This window comes from Psychrobacter sp. FME5, assembly GCF_014861375.1.
GTDB lineage: Bacteria > Pseudomonadota > Gammaproteobacteria > Pseudomonadales > Moraxellaceae > Psychrobacter.
This window is the reverse complement of sequence record NZ_RRYX01000061.1, coordinates 1-17,357: the sequence shown is the minus strand read 5'-3', so window position 1 is coordinate 17,357 and position 17,357 is coordinate 1. Positions and strand designations below refer to the sequence as shown.

Annotated in this window: 14 protein-coding genes and 1 pseudogene; 11 read left to right on the top strand and 4 right to left on the bottom strand. The window is 43.1% G+C overall.

The features are described 5' to 3' along the window. Positions 1-235: 235 nt before the first annotated feature. Positions 236-2,890, bottom strand: a complete 2,655-nt coding sequence (locus tag EI161_RS09150; RefSeq protein WP_192524874.1) for a penicillin-binding protein 1A — start codon at positions 2,888-2,890, stop codon at positions 236-238. Positions 2,891-3,083: 193 nt separating this feature from the next. On the opposite strand from EI161_RS09150, the gene pilM reads away from it, so the two are divergent. The 9 genes from pilM to EI161_RS09105 all read left to right on the top strand — a co-directional run bounded on the left by pilM (position 3,084) and on the right by EI161_RS09105 (position 13,619). Then, on the top strand, positions 3,084-4,139 hold the full coding sequence (pilM, locus tag EI161_RS09145; protein ID WP_318779368.1) for a type IV pilus assembly protein PilM: 1,056 nt from the start codon (positions 3,084-3,086) through the stop codon (positions 4,137-4,139). Then, positions 4,139-4,792, top strand: coding sequence for a PilN domain-containing protein (locus tag EI161_RS09140; protein ID WP_192524416.1), 654 nt, complete (start codon positions 4,139-4,141; stop codon positions 4,790-4,792). Before pilM ends, EI161_RS09140 begins: the two co-directional genes overlap by 1 nt. Next, complete coding sequence (locus tag EI161_RS09135; protein WP_192524415.1) at positions 4,789-5,496, top strand: type 4a pilus biogenesis protein PilO; 708 nt, start codon at positions 4,789-4,791, stop codon at positions 5,494-5,496. The genes EI161_RS09140 and EI161_RS09135 overlap by 4 nt, the downstream gene beginning before the upstream one ends. Further along, entirely contained in the window at positions 5,496-6,029 is a 534-nt protein-coding gene (locus EI161_RS09130; RefSeq protein WP_192524414.1) for a pilus assembly protein PilP, read from the top strand. The genes EI161_RS09135 and EI161_RS09130 overlap by 1 nt, the downstream gene beginning before the upstream one ends. A gap of 27 nt (positions 6,030-6,056) precedes the next feature. Continuing rightward, entirely contained in the window at positions 6,057-8,624 is a 2,568-nt protein-coding gene (locus EI161_RS09125) for a type IV pilus secretin PilQ (RefSeq protein WP_225735310.1), read from the top strand. A 215-nt stretch (positions 8,625-8,839) separates the two neighbouring features. Continuing rightward, the gene (gene aroK, locus EI161_RS09120) at positions 8,840-9,409 is read left to right on the top strand and encodes a shikimate kinase AroK (protein ID WP_192524413.1); all 570 of its coding nucleotides are present in this window, start codon (positions 8,840-8,842) and stop codon (positions 9,407-9,409) included. A 218-nt stretch (positions 9,410-9,627) separates the two neighbouring features. Continuing rightward, on the top strand, positions 9,628-10,746 hold the full coding sequence (gene aroB, locus EI161_RS09115; RefSeq protein ID WP_192524412.1) for a 3-dehydroquinate synthase: 1,119 nt from the start codon (positions 9,628-9,630) through the stop codon (positions 10,744-10,746). 132 nt (positions 10,747-10,878) lie between these two features. Further along, a complete protein-coding gene (locus EI161_RS09110; protein WP_192524411.1) occupies positions 10,879-11,994 on the top strand; it encodes a hypothetical protein in 1,116 nt (371 codons plus the stop codon). Positions 11,995-12,383: 389 nt separating this feature from the next. Further along, the gene (locus EI161_RS09105; RefSeq protein ID WP_192524410.1) at positions 12,384-13,619 is read left to right on the top strand and encodes an FUSC family protein; all 1,236 of its coding nucleotides are present in this window, start codon (positions 12,384-12,386) and stop codon (positions 13,617-13,619) included. 268 nt (positions 13,620-13,887) lie between these two features. On the opposite strand, the gene EI161_RS09100 is transcribed toward EI161_RS09105, so the two are convergent. After that, complete coding sequence (locus EI161_RS09100) at positions 13,888-15,033, bottom strand: ABC transporter substrate-binding protein (protein WP_192524409.1); 1,146 nt, start codon at positions 15,031-15,033, stop codon at positions 13,888-13,890. Positions 15,034-15,316: 283 nt separating this feature from the next. Between EI161_RS09100 and EI161_RS09095 the strand changes: the two genes are divergently transcribed. Then, positions 15,317-16,114: a 3-oxoacyl-ACP reductase gene (locus tag EI161_RS09095; protein ID WP_192524408.1), complete on the top strand. Its 798-nt coding sequence runs from the start codon at positions 15,317-15,319 to the stop codon at positions 16,112-16,114. Between the two features lie 60 nt (positions 16,115-16,174). Further along, positions 16,175-16,438: a hypothetical protein gene (locus EI161_RS09090; protein ID WP_192524407.1), complete on the top strand. Its 264-nt coding sequence runs from the start codon at positions 16,175-16,177 to the stop codon at positions 16,436-16,438. Positions 16,439-16,528: 90 nt separating this feature from the next. Here EI161_RS09090 and EI161_RS09085 read toward each other — a convergent pair. Then, positions 16,529-17,080 (bottom strand): annotated as a pseudogene (locus EI161_RS09085) (HAD-IIB family hydrolase); the annotation flags it as partial. Positions 17,081-17,090: 10 nt separating this feature from the next. Then, on the bottom strand, positions 17,091-17,357 hold a 267-nt coding region (locus EI161_RS09080), incomplete at its 5' end, for a transposase (protein WP_192529440.1).

Below are 17,357 nucleotides of genomic sequence, written 5' to 3'. Positions count from 1 at the left end.
GCACAGTCATCATGGGTTAAATGAGTACCGTAAGTTACGGTTTATTAAAGACTTTTTAGGGTCGAAGTCACTCAAATAGCATGAATTATGTCCATTAGCGACTACCTTCTAATTTTTAGCATGAATTTTGTCCATTACACCCATAGAAGCGATAAAGGTATGCAAAAAAAGGCTTGCTTAGCAATCGCTAAACAAGCCTTTTTTGTCTTTTATTACTGTAGTCTAGCGCTTTCATTTACTCTGGCAGAGGTGGCATGCGCTCAACGGGTGTCACCGACAGTGGGTTTTGCGGTACGCTGTCATTATTATTTTGGCTATTAGTGGCGTTTGTCGCTTGTGGGGTGCTTGAATCCTCAACAGGCTCAGGCGCTTCAGGTTTGCGCTGCTGAGTTTGGGTTTTAACAGGTTTTACCGATGTACTGCTATCTGTATCTTCATCGTCACTGGTCACGATACCATCGTCAGTCATGTTGATGATTTTTTGCTTTTGTTTTTGAGATTTAGAGCGATTATTAATGGATACCCACTGGTTAGGTACGCCCTTTAATTGAGCTTTCATAAAGTCCATCCATACGGGTAGGGCTGCAACACCGCCATACTCACGGCGACCGAGAGTCGAGGGCTGATCAAAACCCATCCATACGATAGTTGCATTGGTGGGATGAAAGCCTGCAAACCATGCATCCTTAGCCTCATTGGTGGTACCTGTTTTGCCGCCAATATCATTACGGCCTAAGGCCTTTGCTCTTACTGCCGTACCACGCTGTACGACATCACGTAGGATGTCTGCCATCTCAAAAGCGACTCTAGGCTTTAAGATTCGCGGTGCTTGTTCGGCCATCGCATATTGTACGGCTGGGGCTTTTAGACGATCTGACTGTGGACTGGCATCGTAAACGCTTACGTTACTCGCTTCAATATCTTCCTCAGTAGTTTCTGCATTTTCTGAGTCTTTGTTTTTAGTAGTTGCTTTATCAGTATTAGTACTGTTTTCAGCTTCTATTCTTGCATCGTAATCTTCGACTAGCTTTTTATTAAGGTCTTCTAGTTGTTCGTTGAAGCATAGGGCGCATGCTTGGCGCGGATTGGCTTGAAATAATAGTTCGTTTTTATAATTATAAATTTGTTCAATAAAATATGGTTGTACACGGTGACCACCATTTGCAAAAGTCGCGTAAGCCGTTGCCATTTGTAAGGGGGTTGCCTGTCCTGCACCCAGTGCTAACGATAGCGTTGTTGGTAGTTTTTCTTTATCGAGGCCAAATTCATCTAATAAATTGCGTGCATCAGAGATACCAATCGCCCGTAGCAGACGGATAGAAACCAAGTTACGCGATAAGTAAAGGCCGCGACGTAAGGTGATATCACCTAAAAAACGCTGATCAGAGTTTTTAGGCTTCCAGTCACCTACTTGAATCGGACGATCTGAGACGATGCTATCTGGGCGATAGCCTTTTTCTAAGGCAGCCGTGTAGATAAGCGGCTTAATCGTTGATCCTGGTTGACGCCAGCCCTGCAAAGCTCGGTTAAATTTACTATGATTGAAATCAAAACCACCGACTAAGGCATTGACAGCACCTGTCTCTGGATTTAATGAAACCAGACTGCCTTGTACTTTAGGGATTTGTCCCAGCTGCCAATTGCCATTAGCGGTAGGTATCACCCGAATAATATCGTTTTTGCTCACGATTTGACTGGCGTTGCTGGGGAAATAACCGATACGATCGGCAGAAATATATTTACGGGCCCAGCTCATCCCAGACCAGTTGACCGTTATATTTTCACCAGATGGCATTGTTGCTTCAAAACTACGATTATTGACCTTAATGACTTTGGCGGGAGACATATTGCTATAACGACGGAAGTCTTCTAAAGGCTCGTCATTGGCTTCTGCTCCACGCCAGCCATGACGATGCTCATAAGCAACCAAACCCGTTAGTATCGCAGCTTCTGCATCTGTTTGTGCTTTACTATCGACAGTAAGGCGCACGCGCCAACCACCATGCATTACTTGCTCGCCATAGCGGCCAACCAAAGTAGAGCGTGTCATTTCTGCCAAATACGGCATATTAACGTCAAGCTTTTCTTTATAAAGGTTGATGCCTATCGGTGAATTGACTGCTTCATCATGTTGCGTTTGTGTAATATAACCCAGTTCATGCATACGTCCAATGATCCAGTTACGGCGAGTCAGTGCACGACTAGGGTTGGCAACAGGGTTGTACTTAGATGGTGCCTTTGGCAATCCTGCCAACATGGCCATCTCAGCAATCGTCAGGTTTTCTAGTGATTTACTATAGTACTTTTTGGCGGCAGCACGAATACCATACGCGCCTTCGCCCAAGTAAATTTTATTGACATAAAGGGTGAGGATATCGTTCTTACTCAGTTCGTCTTCAATCTTACGTGCCAAAAACAACTCAGTCAGTTTACGGTTTAACGTACGCTCGGGGCTTAAGAAATAGTTCTTAGCGACTTGCATGGTGATGGTTGAACCACCTGTCTGGCTATCATCGTCCGTTACTACTTCGGTAACAGCGCGACCAAGACCTTTAATACTGATGCCACTGTGCTGAAAAAAGGAAGCATCTTCTGCTGCCAAAAAAGCATGGGTTAAGTCTTCAGGAATGTCTTCAAAAGTAATAGGTAGCGATAAACGATTGCCGTACTGACCGATTAATTTATCGTCACTACTATAAATCTGTAACGGCATTTCTAATTTTGCAGTTTTAATCTCTTGAGTACTGGGCAAAGTTGGAGATAAATACATCGCCATACCATAAAAGCCAATCGGTACAGCAAGTGCTAAAACAACCGCCAATGCTAGACAAGCGATAAAAAGACTCACCAAAAAGTGAATCAAACGAACAGTAGCATTTTTTTTGGCCATAATAATACTTATTCATTAAGATTTGAAAAAGATAAGATATTATACCTTGAACAAAATAGGCAGGTCATAATAAATGTGTAAGTTAGCCTTAATAGGTAATTTAAATGCTTGAATCTATCTGTTAAGTAAAGTATTGTATTCAATTATTACAAATAACTATCAAATTGTACACTTAATATAAGGTATGGAGTTTGTGAGGCTATTTACTTCTAAAAGTCGACATTTGATTGGTGTGGATATTTGTGCCACCTCAGTAAAGTTGGTTGACATACAGCGCCAACAAGGTATGTTCCACCTAAAATCTTATGGTATTGAGAGACTGCCAGAAGGTGTGGTCGTCGATAAACTCTTAGTAGACACAGAAGCTGTTGGTAATATTATTACCAGCTTAGCTCGGCGCTGCCAAGTTGCTGATGCTGATGCTGCCACTGCGGTTTCAGGATCAGCGGTTATTACCAAAATCATCGATATGGATATGGTGCTGAGCGATGTTGAGCGCGAAGCTCAAATACGTTTGGATGCCGATCAGTATATACCTTATGCATTAGAAGATGTTAATTTGGACTTTGAAGTTCTAGGTCCCTCTTTAGTCAGCGATGATATGGTGCAAGTGCTACTGGCTGCTTCTCGCTCTGAAAACGTCGACCAACGAGTCGACGCTTTGACGTTTGGTGGACTAAAAACCAAGGTTATGGATATTGAATCACACGCTATCGAGCGTGCTTTTGGCTTGATGGTGGATAACTTACCTAGCATGCCAGAGTTAGTGGCTTTGGTGGATATTGGCCACAATCAAACCACGCTGTATATCGCCAGAAACGGCGAGTTCATATACAGTCGTGAACAGCTTTTTGGTGGTGTTCAGCTAACAGAGGCCATACAGAACCGTTATGGACTATCAGCAGAAGAAGCAGCGCTTAGTAAACGTGAGCATACTTTACCTGATGATTACTATACCGATGTATTGGCTCCATTTATAGAAAATACCATTCAGCAGATTACCCGCTCATTGCAGTTTTACTTTTCTTCAAGCCAATACAGCAGTATCGATTACGTGGTGCTGGCTGGTGGTAGTAGCTCTATTGCCGGTCTTGCAGGTATGGCTCAACAGAGATTGGGCGTGCCTGTGAGTATTGCTAATCCATTTACCAATATGACCATTGCGCCACATATCGATAATGAGCAACTGGCCATTGATGCACCCAGCTTAATGGCCGCTTGCGGTCTTGCGTTAAGGAGCTTCGACTAATGGCTCGTATTAACCTTTTACCTTGGCGACAAGAAGAGCGCACACGTCGCAATAAAGAATTTCTCACTTTAGTAGTGGCAGTCACTTTGCTCACTCTATTGGCTGCATTCGCTTCATGGAGCTATTTTAATAACGAGCTTGATGAACAGCTTGATGCCAATGCATTGATTGAAAAAGAAAACGCACTATTGGATACGGCGTTGGTTGAAATTGACAGCCTAGAACAACGCCGCGAAGACATCATCTCACGTATGCAGGTGATTCAAGACTTGCAAGGTCGACGTCCTGTACCTGTACGCTTGTGGGATGATTTGGCAAAAGCGATGCCGCCTGCGCTCTATTTAACTAATCTAAAGCGTGAAGGTGATGTTATTACCTTGACAGGCCTTGCTGATAACCCAAATATCGTCTCAAGCTTAATCCGAAATTTGGATAACAGTAAATGGATGGACAAATCAGCCGTTAGTAATATTCAACAGAACATCAGCGCTTATCAAGCAGCGCCAAACCTTAATAATACGGTTGCTACTGGTGGACAATCTCGCCCCGTTTATCCTGAAGACAGCTATGTACAGTTTGTAGTCACTACGAAAGTGCAGTCAGAAAAGGCCACACCTGTTGATGCCAATACTGGACTTGGAGGTGAGCTATGAAGCTTAGCCGTAAAAGAAGCTTGATCAAAACCAAAAAGACCGCTTTAAAGACAAAGAAGCCATTTGATTTAAATGAGTTTCGCCGTAGTTTTGAATCATTAGATTCTGAAAACTACGGTAGCTGGCCACTTCCGGTAAAAACAACGGTCATTGGCCTCATCGTCGTACTGATTGCTGCACTAGCATGGGCGTTCCCGATTAGTAGCAAAATTGATGAAATTAAAGCGGCTGAGAGTCAGCAACAGACTTTGCTTGATAGCTACCGTGAAAAAGAGTCACGCGCGCGTCATCTCGAAGCTTATCAAGCTCAAGTGATTCAAATGGAGGTGGAGTTCAATACCTTACTCGATCAGTTGCCAAAGGAGACTCGTGTGTCTGAGCTAGTAGAAGGCATTAATATGACGGGCGTTGGCAGTAATATACGTTTCCAAGATATTTCAGTAGAACCTGAAATTGAAAATGAATTCTTTATTGAACAGCCTATTCGTATTGCTGCTTTGGGTGAGTATCATCAGTTTGGTAGCTTTATCAGTGGCCTTGCTGCCTTATCGCGAATTATCACCATGCATGATTTTGAAGTCAGTAATCCGCAGCCAACTTTGGATGTGCTACCAGAACTAAACTTGGTATTACAAACCAAAACTTATCGCTCAAAAGAAACTGATTCTGAAAGTGAAGAAGCCGATGCTGCAGGAGGCAACTAATGACTATTCAAAAATTGCCCATGCTACTGATATTAAGCGCTACCGTTCTATCAATGACCGGTTGTACTGATCGTATTGGTATGGCCGAGCAAGCGCTGAAGGATATTCGTAACCAGCCAGCGCAACCGATTGAGCCACCACCTAAGGCTGAGTTGGTAGAAGATTTTGTTTATAGCGCCAGTGCGCAGCGTAGCCCATTTTTACCACCAAGTTTAGTCAATGTCCAAGGCCCTACGACCTCTATCGATGGTGTGCGTCCTGATATTTTAAGGGTAAAAGATCCTCTTGAACAATATGAGCTATCGCAGTTGGTCTTTCGAGGTGTGGTAATTTCCCCTGAAGGTCAGCAATATGCGCTGGTACAGCGCCCTGATGGGTCAGTTGCTAGTGTCAAGGTTGGTGATTACCTTGGATTAAATGACGGCCGTATTGTTGAAATCACGCCGACCCAGATTAACTTGATTGAAATTTTGCCAGACAGCCGCGCAGGGTTTGTTGAAAAACCCCAGTCGCTGGTTTCCCCTATAAGCTAAGTCGGCAGATTTTTTGAGGAATAAATAATGACAGTACGCAATAACAAGGTAATGATGATGAGCAACCGCGTATCTTCTGCTTTTGCCATTTCCGCATTGGCAATCAGCATGGTAGCAGTGAGTAGCAGCGCCCATGCCGCACAGCGCATTAATAATGTCTCTGTGGTACAAACTGCACCAGCAGTGACGCAAATGCGTTTGGGGTTTGCAGGGTTGCCAGTATTACCTGCGGCCTACCAGCTAGATGATCCCAGCCGTTTGGTACTAGATTTTGAACAAGTGCAAAATGGGCTTGCTAGTCGTTTCAATGAATATAATGTTGGCATGATCAATGATGTTACGACGTTAAGCGGCGATAGTACCACGCGCCTAATTGTTGGGCTGAAACAGGCGGGTAATTATACAACGGCGATTGATGGCAACGATTTATTGCTCACGATTACTGATCCTAATCGTCCAGTGATGACTAACGATCCTGTCCAAGATGCCCTTAATAACAGTGCGCTTAATAACAATGCGCTTAATAACAATGCCGTCACGACCACCCCAAAGGTCACCCCAATCGTAGAAACCAGTAGCACACCCGTTGCGACTAATAATGCAGCCTCGACCACAGGGGTAAAAAATAAAGCACCTGCCGATACGATGGTGGTCAGAGTTAACCCATTATTAGACCCGCAGCTTGCTGCTTCACAAGTCAGTAAGCAGTATAGCTATGAAGGTTTAAGCGCGGTTAATTTTGCCGCAGGGAAAGATGGTGGCGGTAATGTCAGTATCGCACTGGCCAATGAAGCCACTCCAGTTGATGTGCAGCGCCAAGGTAACAAGCTGGTGGTGCGTTTGACGGGTAGCACCGTGCCACGAAATCTGTTGCGTCGATTAAATATTAATAGCGGTTTGGTTGATAGTATCGATACCAAAAATCAAAATAAAAATGGTGTTATTACCATTAATATGAAAGAAGATTTTGAATATCAAGCCTATCAGTCGGGTACGCAGTTAAATATCAGTATCAACAAGCCTGCGCTGTTACGTGAGCCGACACTTGAAGAAAAAGTCTATAGTGGTGAAGCGCTATCTATGGAATTCCAAGACGTTGAGATTCGTAGTGTTTTAGATATTTTGGCGCAGTTTACTGAGATGAATATCGTGGCGAGTGATTCGGTCGCGGGTAATATTACTTTGCGCCTTATCAACGTACCTTGGGATCAAGCGCTGGATATTATCCTTAAGAGTAAGAATCTGGGTAAACGCGAGAATGGTAATGTGATTTTGGTTGCGCCTTCTACTGAGCTGGCTGCGCAAGAAGCACGTGATTTAGAAGCACAGCAAGCGGTTGAGTCTTATGCGCCGCTACGTACAGAATACATTCGTTTAAGCTATGCAAAAGCCCCTGAAGTATTGACCCTTATCTCTCAAGGCAGTGGATCATCTGGCGGCAGTAGTAGCTCAAATCGTGACGATAATAATACCTTGTTATCCAATCGCGGCACAGTAACGGTTGATGAACGCACCAATACTTTGATCATTAAAGATGTGGCAGACAGTATTGAAAATATCCATAAATTGATTGGCAAAATCGATATTCCTGTCCGTCAGGTAATGATTGAAGCACGTATCGTTAGCGCCACTGACAGTTTCAGTAAAGAGATTGGGGTACGTTGGGGTCTTTTATCGAATGGTGCAGCCAACAACCGCAACTTATTGGTGGGTGGCAGCAACCAAACGTTGTGGGATTTAAAAGATTTTGATGTTGAGACCACCACAGTCAATGGTCAAACTGTCTCTTATCCTAAATATGACATTAGCCGTCCTGATAATTTGAATGTCGACTTAGGGGTTGATAATCCAGCAGGTAGTATCGCTTTTGGTCTGCTTGGTATCTCTGATTTTATGCTCGATCTTGAGTTGTCAGCACTACAAGCAGACAACCGCGGTGAAGTAATCTCTACCCCAAAGATTTTGACGGCCGATAAGCAAACAGCGAAAGTATCCTCTGGTACGCAGATTCCTTACCAAGAAGCATCGGCCAGTGGTGCAACGACCACCAGCTTTAAAGAAGCGGCGTTAAGTTTGGAGGCCACACCTAATATTACCCCTGATGGTAAAATTGGCTTGCAACTGCTTATCACCAATGGCACACCAACTATTATTAATAACCAGGTGGCTATCGCTGAAGACTCTATCTCAACCAATGTTATCGTTGAAGATGGTCAAACGGTTGTGTTAGGCGGTGTCTTTAAAAACCGTACCAGCAATGGTGTGGATAAAGAAGACTCTATCTCAACCAATGTTATCGTTGAAGATGGTCAAACGGTTGTGTTAGGCGGTGTCTTTAAAAACCGTACCAGCAATGGTGTGGATAAAGAAGACTCTATCTCAACCAATGTTATCGTTGAAGATGGTCAAACGGTTGTGTTAGGCGGTGTCTTTAAAAACCGTACCAGCAATGGTGTGGATAAAGTCCCTTTCTTGGGTGACCTGCCTTATATCGGTCGCGCATTCCGTAAGGATGTGCGTAATAATGCTAAAGAAGAGCTACTGATATTTATCACACCAAAATTGATCAATGATGGCATTAGTCGTCTAGATTGATTAGCGTTTGTTTGATTGTTAGTAAAAAAGCAAGCCTTAGTGCTTGCTTTTTTTGTGGAAGAATTTAGCCGTTTTAAAGCAATTGCTGTCATCAATGTTTATATCAGTACACTCATTGATGATGTCGTCAAAATTTTACTCACAATAATCCCAGCGCATTACTAGCCAGAATATCAATGACGTTGTATCATACCTAATTTAGCTGAGTAAGTATTATGGTGGAGGAATTACCGTCGGTGTTTTTAGTGGGTCCGATGGGAGCAGGGAAGACGACAATTGGTAAATTACTTGCCAAGCACTTGGGACGCACCTTTGTAGACAGTGACTGGTATATTGAGTCGCAGACAGGGGCAGATATTGCTTGGATATTTGCAAAAGAAGGTGAGGCGGGCTTTCGGGAACGTGAAACACGCGCCATCGATGAGTTGACGCAAAAACCACAAATCGTATTAGCCACTGGTGGTGGCGCTGTCATGTGTGCTGAAAATCGAGATTTTCTAGCGCAGCGCGGCATTGTGGTTTACCTTAATGCACCAGTCGATGTGCAAATGGCTCGCACTGCTAAAGATAAGTCACGGCCATTGTTACAGCAGCCCAATCCTAGGAAAATCCTGCAAGATTTATATAGTGCCCGCGATCCATTATATCGGCAGGTTGCGCATATTATTATGCCTACTGGCCATACTTACCCACGTCATATGGTTAATCAGTTATTGCAGCAGTTAGAGTCTTTCTGTGTGCCTACTATTGTAGCGCCTGTAGTATTAAAGCCTAAAGGCGATTAATCATAAAATTGATAATGTATATAGTCAGTCCTAAATAAAATAAGTACAAATATTATCACGCGCTACTGGGACAAATTTTTCTTGCTTACTGTGCTTGTGCAGACAGAGGCTGCGCACAATTTATCCCAGTAGCACTGTATTTTTTTATAATGGATCGGCTATAGCACCATCTAGGCGCAGTTACTTTTATCTTATTAAGCATACTTAAGGAGACTTTCATGGCCCTGCCACTGTTTCATGACAGCTTAACCGTTCATACGCAAAGTCATGATTATCCGATTGTCATTACTGAAAAGACGGCGACAGAAAACAATAGTATGGCACAGCAAGTCGCGCCCTATATTACTGGTCGCCAAGTATTGATTGTCACTAATGATACCGTAGCGCCTTTATACCTAAAAGCTTTAGAAGAAGAGTTGGCTGCAAGCTTTTCTGTCAAGGTTTGCGTGCTACCAGATGGTGAGCAATATAAAAACCAGAGCAGCATCAATGAGATTTACGACGCCTTAATGGCAGAGCATTTCAATCGTGATGTTACCCTTATTGCACTGGGTGGCGGCGTAGTCGGTGATATGACAGGGTTTGCAGCGGCAAGCTTTATGCGTGGAGTACGTTTTATCCAGATTCCAACGACGCTATTATCACAAGTGGATTCGAGCGTTGGGGGCAAAACAGGCATTAACCATGCGCAAGGCAAAAATATGATTGGCGCATTCTGGCAGCCGCAGATGGTGCTTGCTAATATGAATACGCTCAAAACCCTACCGCCTCGTGAGCTATCAGCAGGGCTTGCTGAGGTCATTAAATATGCACTTATCATGGATGCAGATTTTTTGACTTGGCTTGAAGAAAACTTGCCAGCGATGATGGCGTTAGATTTGGCAGTACTTGGCGAAGCCGTCAAGCGCTGCTGTCAGTACAAAGCGGATGTGGTGGCGCAAGACGAAAGAGAGTCAGGTGTGCGCGCTTTGCTAAACTTTGGTCATACTTTTGGTCATGTGATTGAGACGCATCAGGGCTATGGTAACTGGCTGCACGGTGAGGCAGTTGCTGCTGGCATGGTACAAGCCGCTGAGCTGTCGCAAAAAATGGGCTGGTTAACGGTTGATGACGTTGCTCGTATTAAGCGTATATTAGTGTCCGCTAACCTGCCTATTGTACCGCCGCCTATTGCGGTAGACACAGCTTTGGGTCTGATGGGGCATGATAAAAAAGTGAAACACGGACAAATCCGGCTTATTTTGTTAAAATCAATAGGTAAGGCGGTACTGACCAATGATTTTGATGCCAAGCTATTAACTGAGGTATTGGCACAACGTATAGTCAGTCCTCAATAAAAACAGTACAAATATCATAAAGCAAGCATCCCAGCAATACGATGTCTTTTTTAAAGTGAATCGACTGTATTGTTTTAAAGTAAACCCACTATATTAAATGCGGTCAACTCTATTTTTACCAAGGATATTCTCATGGCAGCATCAAAATCAACGACGCGTACCGCTGGCCAATCATATCGCCGACAAGCATTGATTTGGCTCATAATGACCTTGTTATTGGGCGTTGTTACGGCTTTAGTGTGGATGCTAAGCCAAACCCCCGCGATGGGTGCCAAGATAGAGAATGCGCCGATAGCAGCGCCGCAAATATCAAGTACAGAACTTGAGCAGCCATTAAAGATTGAGTCGTTGCATGAGCTTGATACCGATGTACAGCCGATAAATTTTGATGCCACAGTTCGTGATTTACGCAATTATCCCGATGAGTTTAAAGATAAGCGTTACCTTCTCGCCAATAAAGGCAAGTGGACGGTACAGGTGATGAATGTTGCTGAAAACGATGTGATTGTCAGTTACTTAGAAAGCCGCGAAGATCGTAAGAAATTCTCCTATTTCCGTTATCTTGATGAGGACAACCAAGTCCGTTATATGCTGACTTATGGACTCATGAGTAGCCCACAAGAAGCGGTAGGGGCTGCCAAATTAATAGACTTTAAACTGCCTGCTGATGTGCGTGTATTACCAGAGGAAATCAATCGCTACGTCAGCATCATTGATAATTATGAGCGCCCGGATCCAGTAAAAGACTTAAGCACAAGGCGCACCCGCTCTGTTAACTTGAAACCAACCAAGCGCGAAGTGCCAGTACGTCAACAAGACCAGCAAGCTAATGACCAAGCAGCGGGCAATAATCAAAGCACGGGTGGCAGCGGTGAAAGCATCCGTCAGTCAGCGGATACTTCTGAGACTTTATCAGTCAATGAAGAGCGTGTCATTGGCGGTGAAGAGCAGGCTCCTGATGCTGCATCGCCTAAAAATACTGATAATACTCGTAAGCCTGATCAAGAAAATAAAAAACCAGCGGCAGGCACGGATAATAGTACATCGACAAAACCACCCGTCGTGGCAACACCTAAGCCTCCGAGTGCGAATAGTAATAATAACGACAGTCCAAATTCGGCTGAAAAAAAGACCAATGCAAACGCTGTTAATAAAAATGCCAATTCAGGTTCAAACTCTGCTAATACAGGAACAGCAAAAAATAATAATGACAGCATAAAAGAGCTTATTGAAGAAAAAAGCAATTAGTTTTTTCTGGTAATGGCTAGGGCGTGTCCTCATTATAAAAATGAGATAAATTGCCGTCAAACGAGGAAAATAGCGCAAATAATATCGAGATATTAATTAGCTATTTGACGATGATTGGCCAAATTTAGCCATTTTTAGCCCATTTAGATACAATCGCTTGAATTGAGGACACGCCCTAGTCTGTTGTAACCCACCTAATGACTGATTTGGTGGGTTTTTTTATCCCATGTGTTAGCATATTTCGAGATCAACTATCTTTTGTTTTTTTATCAATGAAAAGCGTTATTCTTTTGATAAGTACTTTATAAATGGTTAGGGGCTATACAGCCCCTAAGCTAGACCTTGTTACCGCGCTATTTTTTATTCACCAATTATAAGAGACGTCCTGCGTGAAACCGAAATTTTGGCAGCGATTTACTGCCCCTTTCATTGAGCCTTATGCCCGTTATCAGCATGCAGATGTTTTGCACGCGATACGTTTGGGCGGCGCTATTCTTATTGCATTATCGTTAAATAAGTTGACACACTTACCGCATGGTGAATGGACGACCATTACCGTGTTTGTGATATTGGGATTATTACAATACCAAGGCGCGATTTATACCAAAGCCAAAGAGCGCATATTGGGCACCTTACTTGGGGTCGTGGTTGGGCTGAGCTTTTTGTGGTTGTTGCAAGATATCGGTGGTTGGCTGTGGCTATATTATGTGCTGATTGCCATTATCAGTGGCATTATTGGCTATGTGGCGGTCAAACAGTTGGGCTATATTGGGCTACTCACGGGCATCACCATGCTGATGATTGTTTCAAGCCCCGAGCATGAAAATATCGCTCAAGATGGTTTATATCGCGCCTTTAATATTTTAATTGGGGCAGGGGTTGCGGTTGCAGCAACTCTAATCTTACCGCTTAAGTCGACTTTGATGTTTCGGTTTTTAATGGCCAGCAACCTTGATGCTTGTAGCGAGCTTTATGCTGGGGTTGGACACCATATCGATGCTGAGACATTGACGGCTAAGCCTTTTAAATATACCGAAGTCAACCAAGCATCCAGTGTCATTTATTATGCCAGTCATGCAGTGCCTGATATACCAGTCGATAAGACGCTATTAAAATCATTGCAAGAAATCAATAAACGTCTACTTGCTGTACGTCCACATATTGCTGCAACAGCGAGCGAAACTGGGTTGGATAAGGATACCATTGAGACGATACAGCGTGCTCATCGGAACATTATCGGCACCATTGATTTATTATTAAGTGCCGCCCCGCGTTTGGCAAATATTGAAATTGACGATGAAAACCATATATTGCTCATCCATTATCAACATGAGCTAACCCAAGCGATGCGTCATATGGCGGCGGTGCTGCGCAGTCCTAGCGATGAAGTTTTTCGTCCTATTACTCGTATTGCGGTATCAGATTATCCGAGCGTGCAGTATTTAGCGTTTGAATGGCAGGGCTACTTTTGGCTTACCCAAACCTTACAAACCCAGTTACAGCAGCTCAGTGATTTATTACAAAAGACTAAGCCGCGTTGGTTTTCTGCTTCTGGTGTGCGTTATCAGCGCCGCGAACAGCGCCGTATAGAAGAACATGGCGGTGAGACAGATTTGCATTTATAGCTATAAAAAAACTATTTTATAAGAAACAGATATAGTCAGTGAAAAGTAATATCGGTACATCACTGACTGCTGGTATCAATTTTTCTTGCTTGCTGTGCCTGCGCAGACAGAGGCTGCAAAAAATTGATACCAGCAGTACCTTAGCGTCTTTAAGGTATTTTAACTGTATAAAAAAACGCTGATCATTATCGATCAGCGTTTTTATTTTTAAGGTTTTTTTCAATGTGTCACTTTTGTGTCACTTTAAAGCTCAAATACAGAATAGTGATTAACGTCCCGTCTTTAGCTTATCCCAATACTGCTGATACACTTGTAATGCTTCATCACCGACATCTTCTTGGAACTCAGCTTTTGCCAGTACGTCTTTGCTAGGATAAATCGTTGGGTTATTGCGTACGTCTTCGTCCATCAACTCGCGTGCGGCAATATTTGGCGACGCATAACCAATCTCTTCACTGACGATTTTTGAGTTTTCGGGACGGAGTAGGTAGTCAATAAACTTGTGCGCTGCGTCTACTTGTTTGGCGTTTTTTGGAATAACAAAGTTATCCATCCATAAAATAGCGCCTTCAGTTGGGTATTTATACACCAAGCTGGTCAGACCTTCATTGTTAGCGATGATTGCCTCACCATTCCACGTCATACCAACGCTGGTTTCGCCTTCCATATACGGCATACGCGAGGCATCTGAATTGAATGTTTTCACATTCGGCATCAAAGTGGTGAGCTTCTCATAAGCGGCTTTAATCTCGTCAGGATTTTTGCTGTTACCAGAGTAGCCAAGGGTCAATAGCGACATGCCAAACACTTCGCGCATATCATTCATCAGCATTACTTGACCTTTATACTCAGGACGCCACAGATCATTCCAGCTATTGACGGTGGCTGGATCGACTGATTCGCCATTGATAGCCAATCCGGTGCTACCCCACATATAGGGAATCGAATATTTGTTTTCAGGGTCGACCTTGGTGTTAGTAAATGAGGTATCGAGGTTTTTAAAGTTGCTTAATTTAGACTTATCGAGCTCTTGCAATAAGCCTTCTTTGGCCATTTTTTCGACATAATAAGTCGATGGAATGGCTAAATCATATTGGCTAGAATCATCAAGCAATTTCAATTTGGCATACATCGCTTCATTAGAATCAAAGGTGGTGTAATTAACATTAATACCAGTCTCTTCGGTAAAACCATCGAGGATTTCTTGCGGCATATACTCCGACCAGTTATAGAGATTTAGCGTCTCTTGGCTGGTAGTCGTACCGTCAGCAGCGGTGTTATCTGACTTGCTGCAGCTAGCAAGTGATAGCCCAATCGTTCCAATAGCTGCGTACAATAAGACCTTCGGTAGTGCTTTTGGCAGTACTTTTACAGAAGTTCGATTAGACCCATTAACAGGGGATAAATAAGACAAAGTGTCTCTCCTAAATTAAGGCAAAAATAAAAACGGGCACAGGATACCGTTATACTATATTCATTATACGGTTATGGTTATCCTAAGTCGAAATTTAAAGGGCAACTGCTTGAATTTGCTTAGTTTTAAGTAAAGTAGATAAAGGTAGTGAGAATAGCCCCACATTATGCAATCCGTTAATCATGCTATGATTGGCGCTGTCCAGTTTTTAGTGTCACTAAAATAAAGCCATTAAAATAAGCCTTATTTTTTATAAATATCAAATAATAAAGGATAAAAGATAATGAATAACACTCAAGCGACTATACCCGAATTATTGACCAATAAAGTCGCCATAGTTACCGGAGCCAGTCGTGGTCTTGGGGCGCAAGTTGCTCAGCAGATGGCAGCGGCAGGCGCCAGCGTTTGCGTCAATTATCTCAATAGTGAGGAAGCCGCTAAAAAAGTAGTGTCTGATATTATAACGGCAGGTGGGCGAGCATTTGCTTATCAGGGTGATGTGACAGATTTGGCACAAATGCAAACCATGGCAGCAGAAGTTATTAAGCGCTTTGGAGGTATTGATATATTGGTCAATAATGCTTTACCAAGCTATCAGTTCAATCCAAATGCCGATTACACCAGTATCGAAACGGTTAAATGGGCACATTTCTCTCAGCAAATTGATGGCATCGTTCAAGGTGCAGTCAATAGCGTACAAGCGGTATTACCGCAAATGAAAGCTCAACAGACGGGTAAAATCATTAATATCTCAACCAACCTTATCTATAATCCAGTGGTCACTTATTATGACTATACGACGGCAAAATCAGCGCTGATTGGACTTACGCGCAATTTGGCAAGCGAGCTTGGGCAATATGGTATCCGTGTGAATTTGCTGGCAGGTGGGTTATTAAAAACCACGGATGCGAGCCGCTTAACTACTGAAGAAGTGTTCGATTATATCGCCACAACCACGCCACTACGACAAGCAACCTCGGTAAGCGACTTTGCCAATTCAGTATTGCTGATGGCGTCTGATTTAAGCTCAGCTATTACTGGTCAATCTATTGCAGTCGATGGTGGTTTGACGATGCCGTAGGAATAATATACAAAGATAGCTTTTAGATAAAAAGTATTTAACTTATACCAAAGAGAAATCATGAATAATCGTAAACTTGCTGGAATCATCACTGCCGTGATAGGGCTGTGGGCGACCATTGTTTTCTTTAATGCTGGTATGGATACATCGATATTTAGCTGGCCACTAGAAGCTTATCTTGGCGTGGCATTTAGTATTGGTTGGCTAACTGGCATACCAAATTTTTTAGCGTATTTACTGGCAGCATTGCTCTTTACTTTGATTACAGTTGCCTGTTATAAGCTGGGCAGTTGGGTTTATGGATTGATATTTGGGCGTGGTTAAATAGTAGGTTTTTAGAGTTTTGAAAGATAAACCCTTGTCAAATATTGGCAAGGGGTTTTGCGATTTAAGCTTTCATTAATGGTCTGATATTTAGGCCAGATGCAAATGCTTAACTACCGCCTGTATTCCATGCTCTTCAATTGTGCCAGTGACAAAGTCCGCACGTTCTATTAGCTCGGGTTTCGCATCACCCATGGCCACTGCATAGCCGACCAAATCAAACATTTCTAAATCATTTAGCCCGTCACCAAACGCCATGCACTCGCTTGCGTCAATGCCAAAATGCTGACACACATCTAATATACCGCGCGCTTTTGAGGCATCGATGGGCAAGATATCGCCGACAATGTCATGCCAATGCACCAGTTTTAAGTCTTGCTCTGCAAAGTTTACTTCTTGCATTTTCTCATCTTGATTGTCAAAAAATACTGAACACTGATATACGGTATTAAATTGGCAATAATCAGGGTCGATGATGCTACAGCTCTTTATTTTATCGTGATATCTGTTTTGCCACTCATGTTCATCTGACCAGATAATGTGAGTGGCAGAGTCAAATTTATAGACTAAGCCATTTTGCTGACAGAGCTTAGTGATGGTGGCGGACTGCTCATTGGATAACGGGTAATCACTAATAACGCGCTGGTTATAGTCAGTTCAAAATAAAACTGTTATGGCCAGGACAAATATCATAAAATAATTTAGATAAGTCATTTTCCATCCAGCCTTGGCGTAGAAACTTCACCTGAGCCCATTTTTTCTCGATAGGGTTCAAGTCTGGGCTGTACGGTGGCAGCCAGAGAATACGATGCCCATGTCTATTGAGTAGCTTTTGAATGCGTTTATTCTTATGGAACCGAGCATTATCCATGACAATCACGCATTTGGTTTTAAGGCTTGGGATTAGCGTGAACTTGCA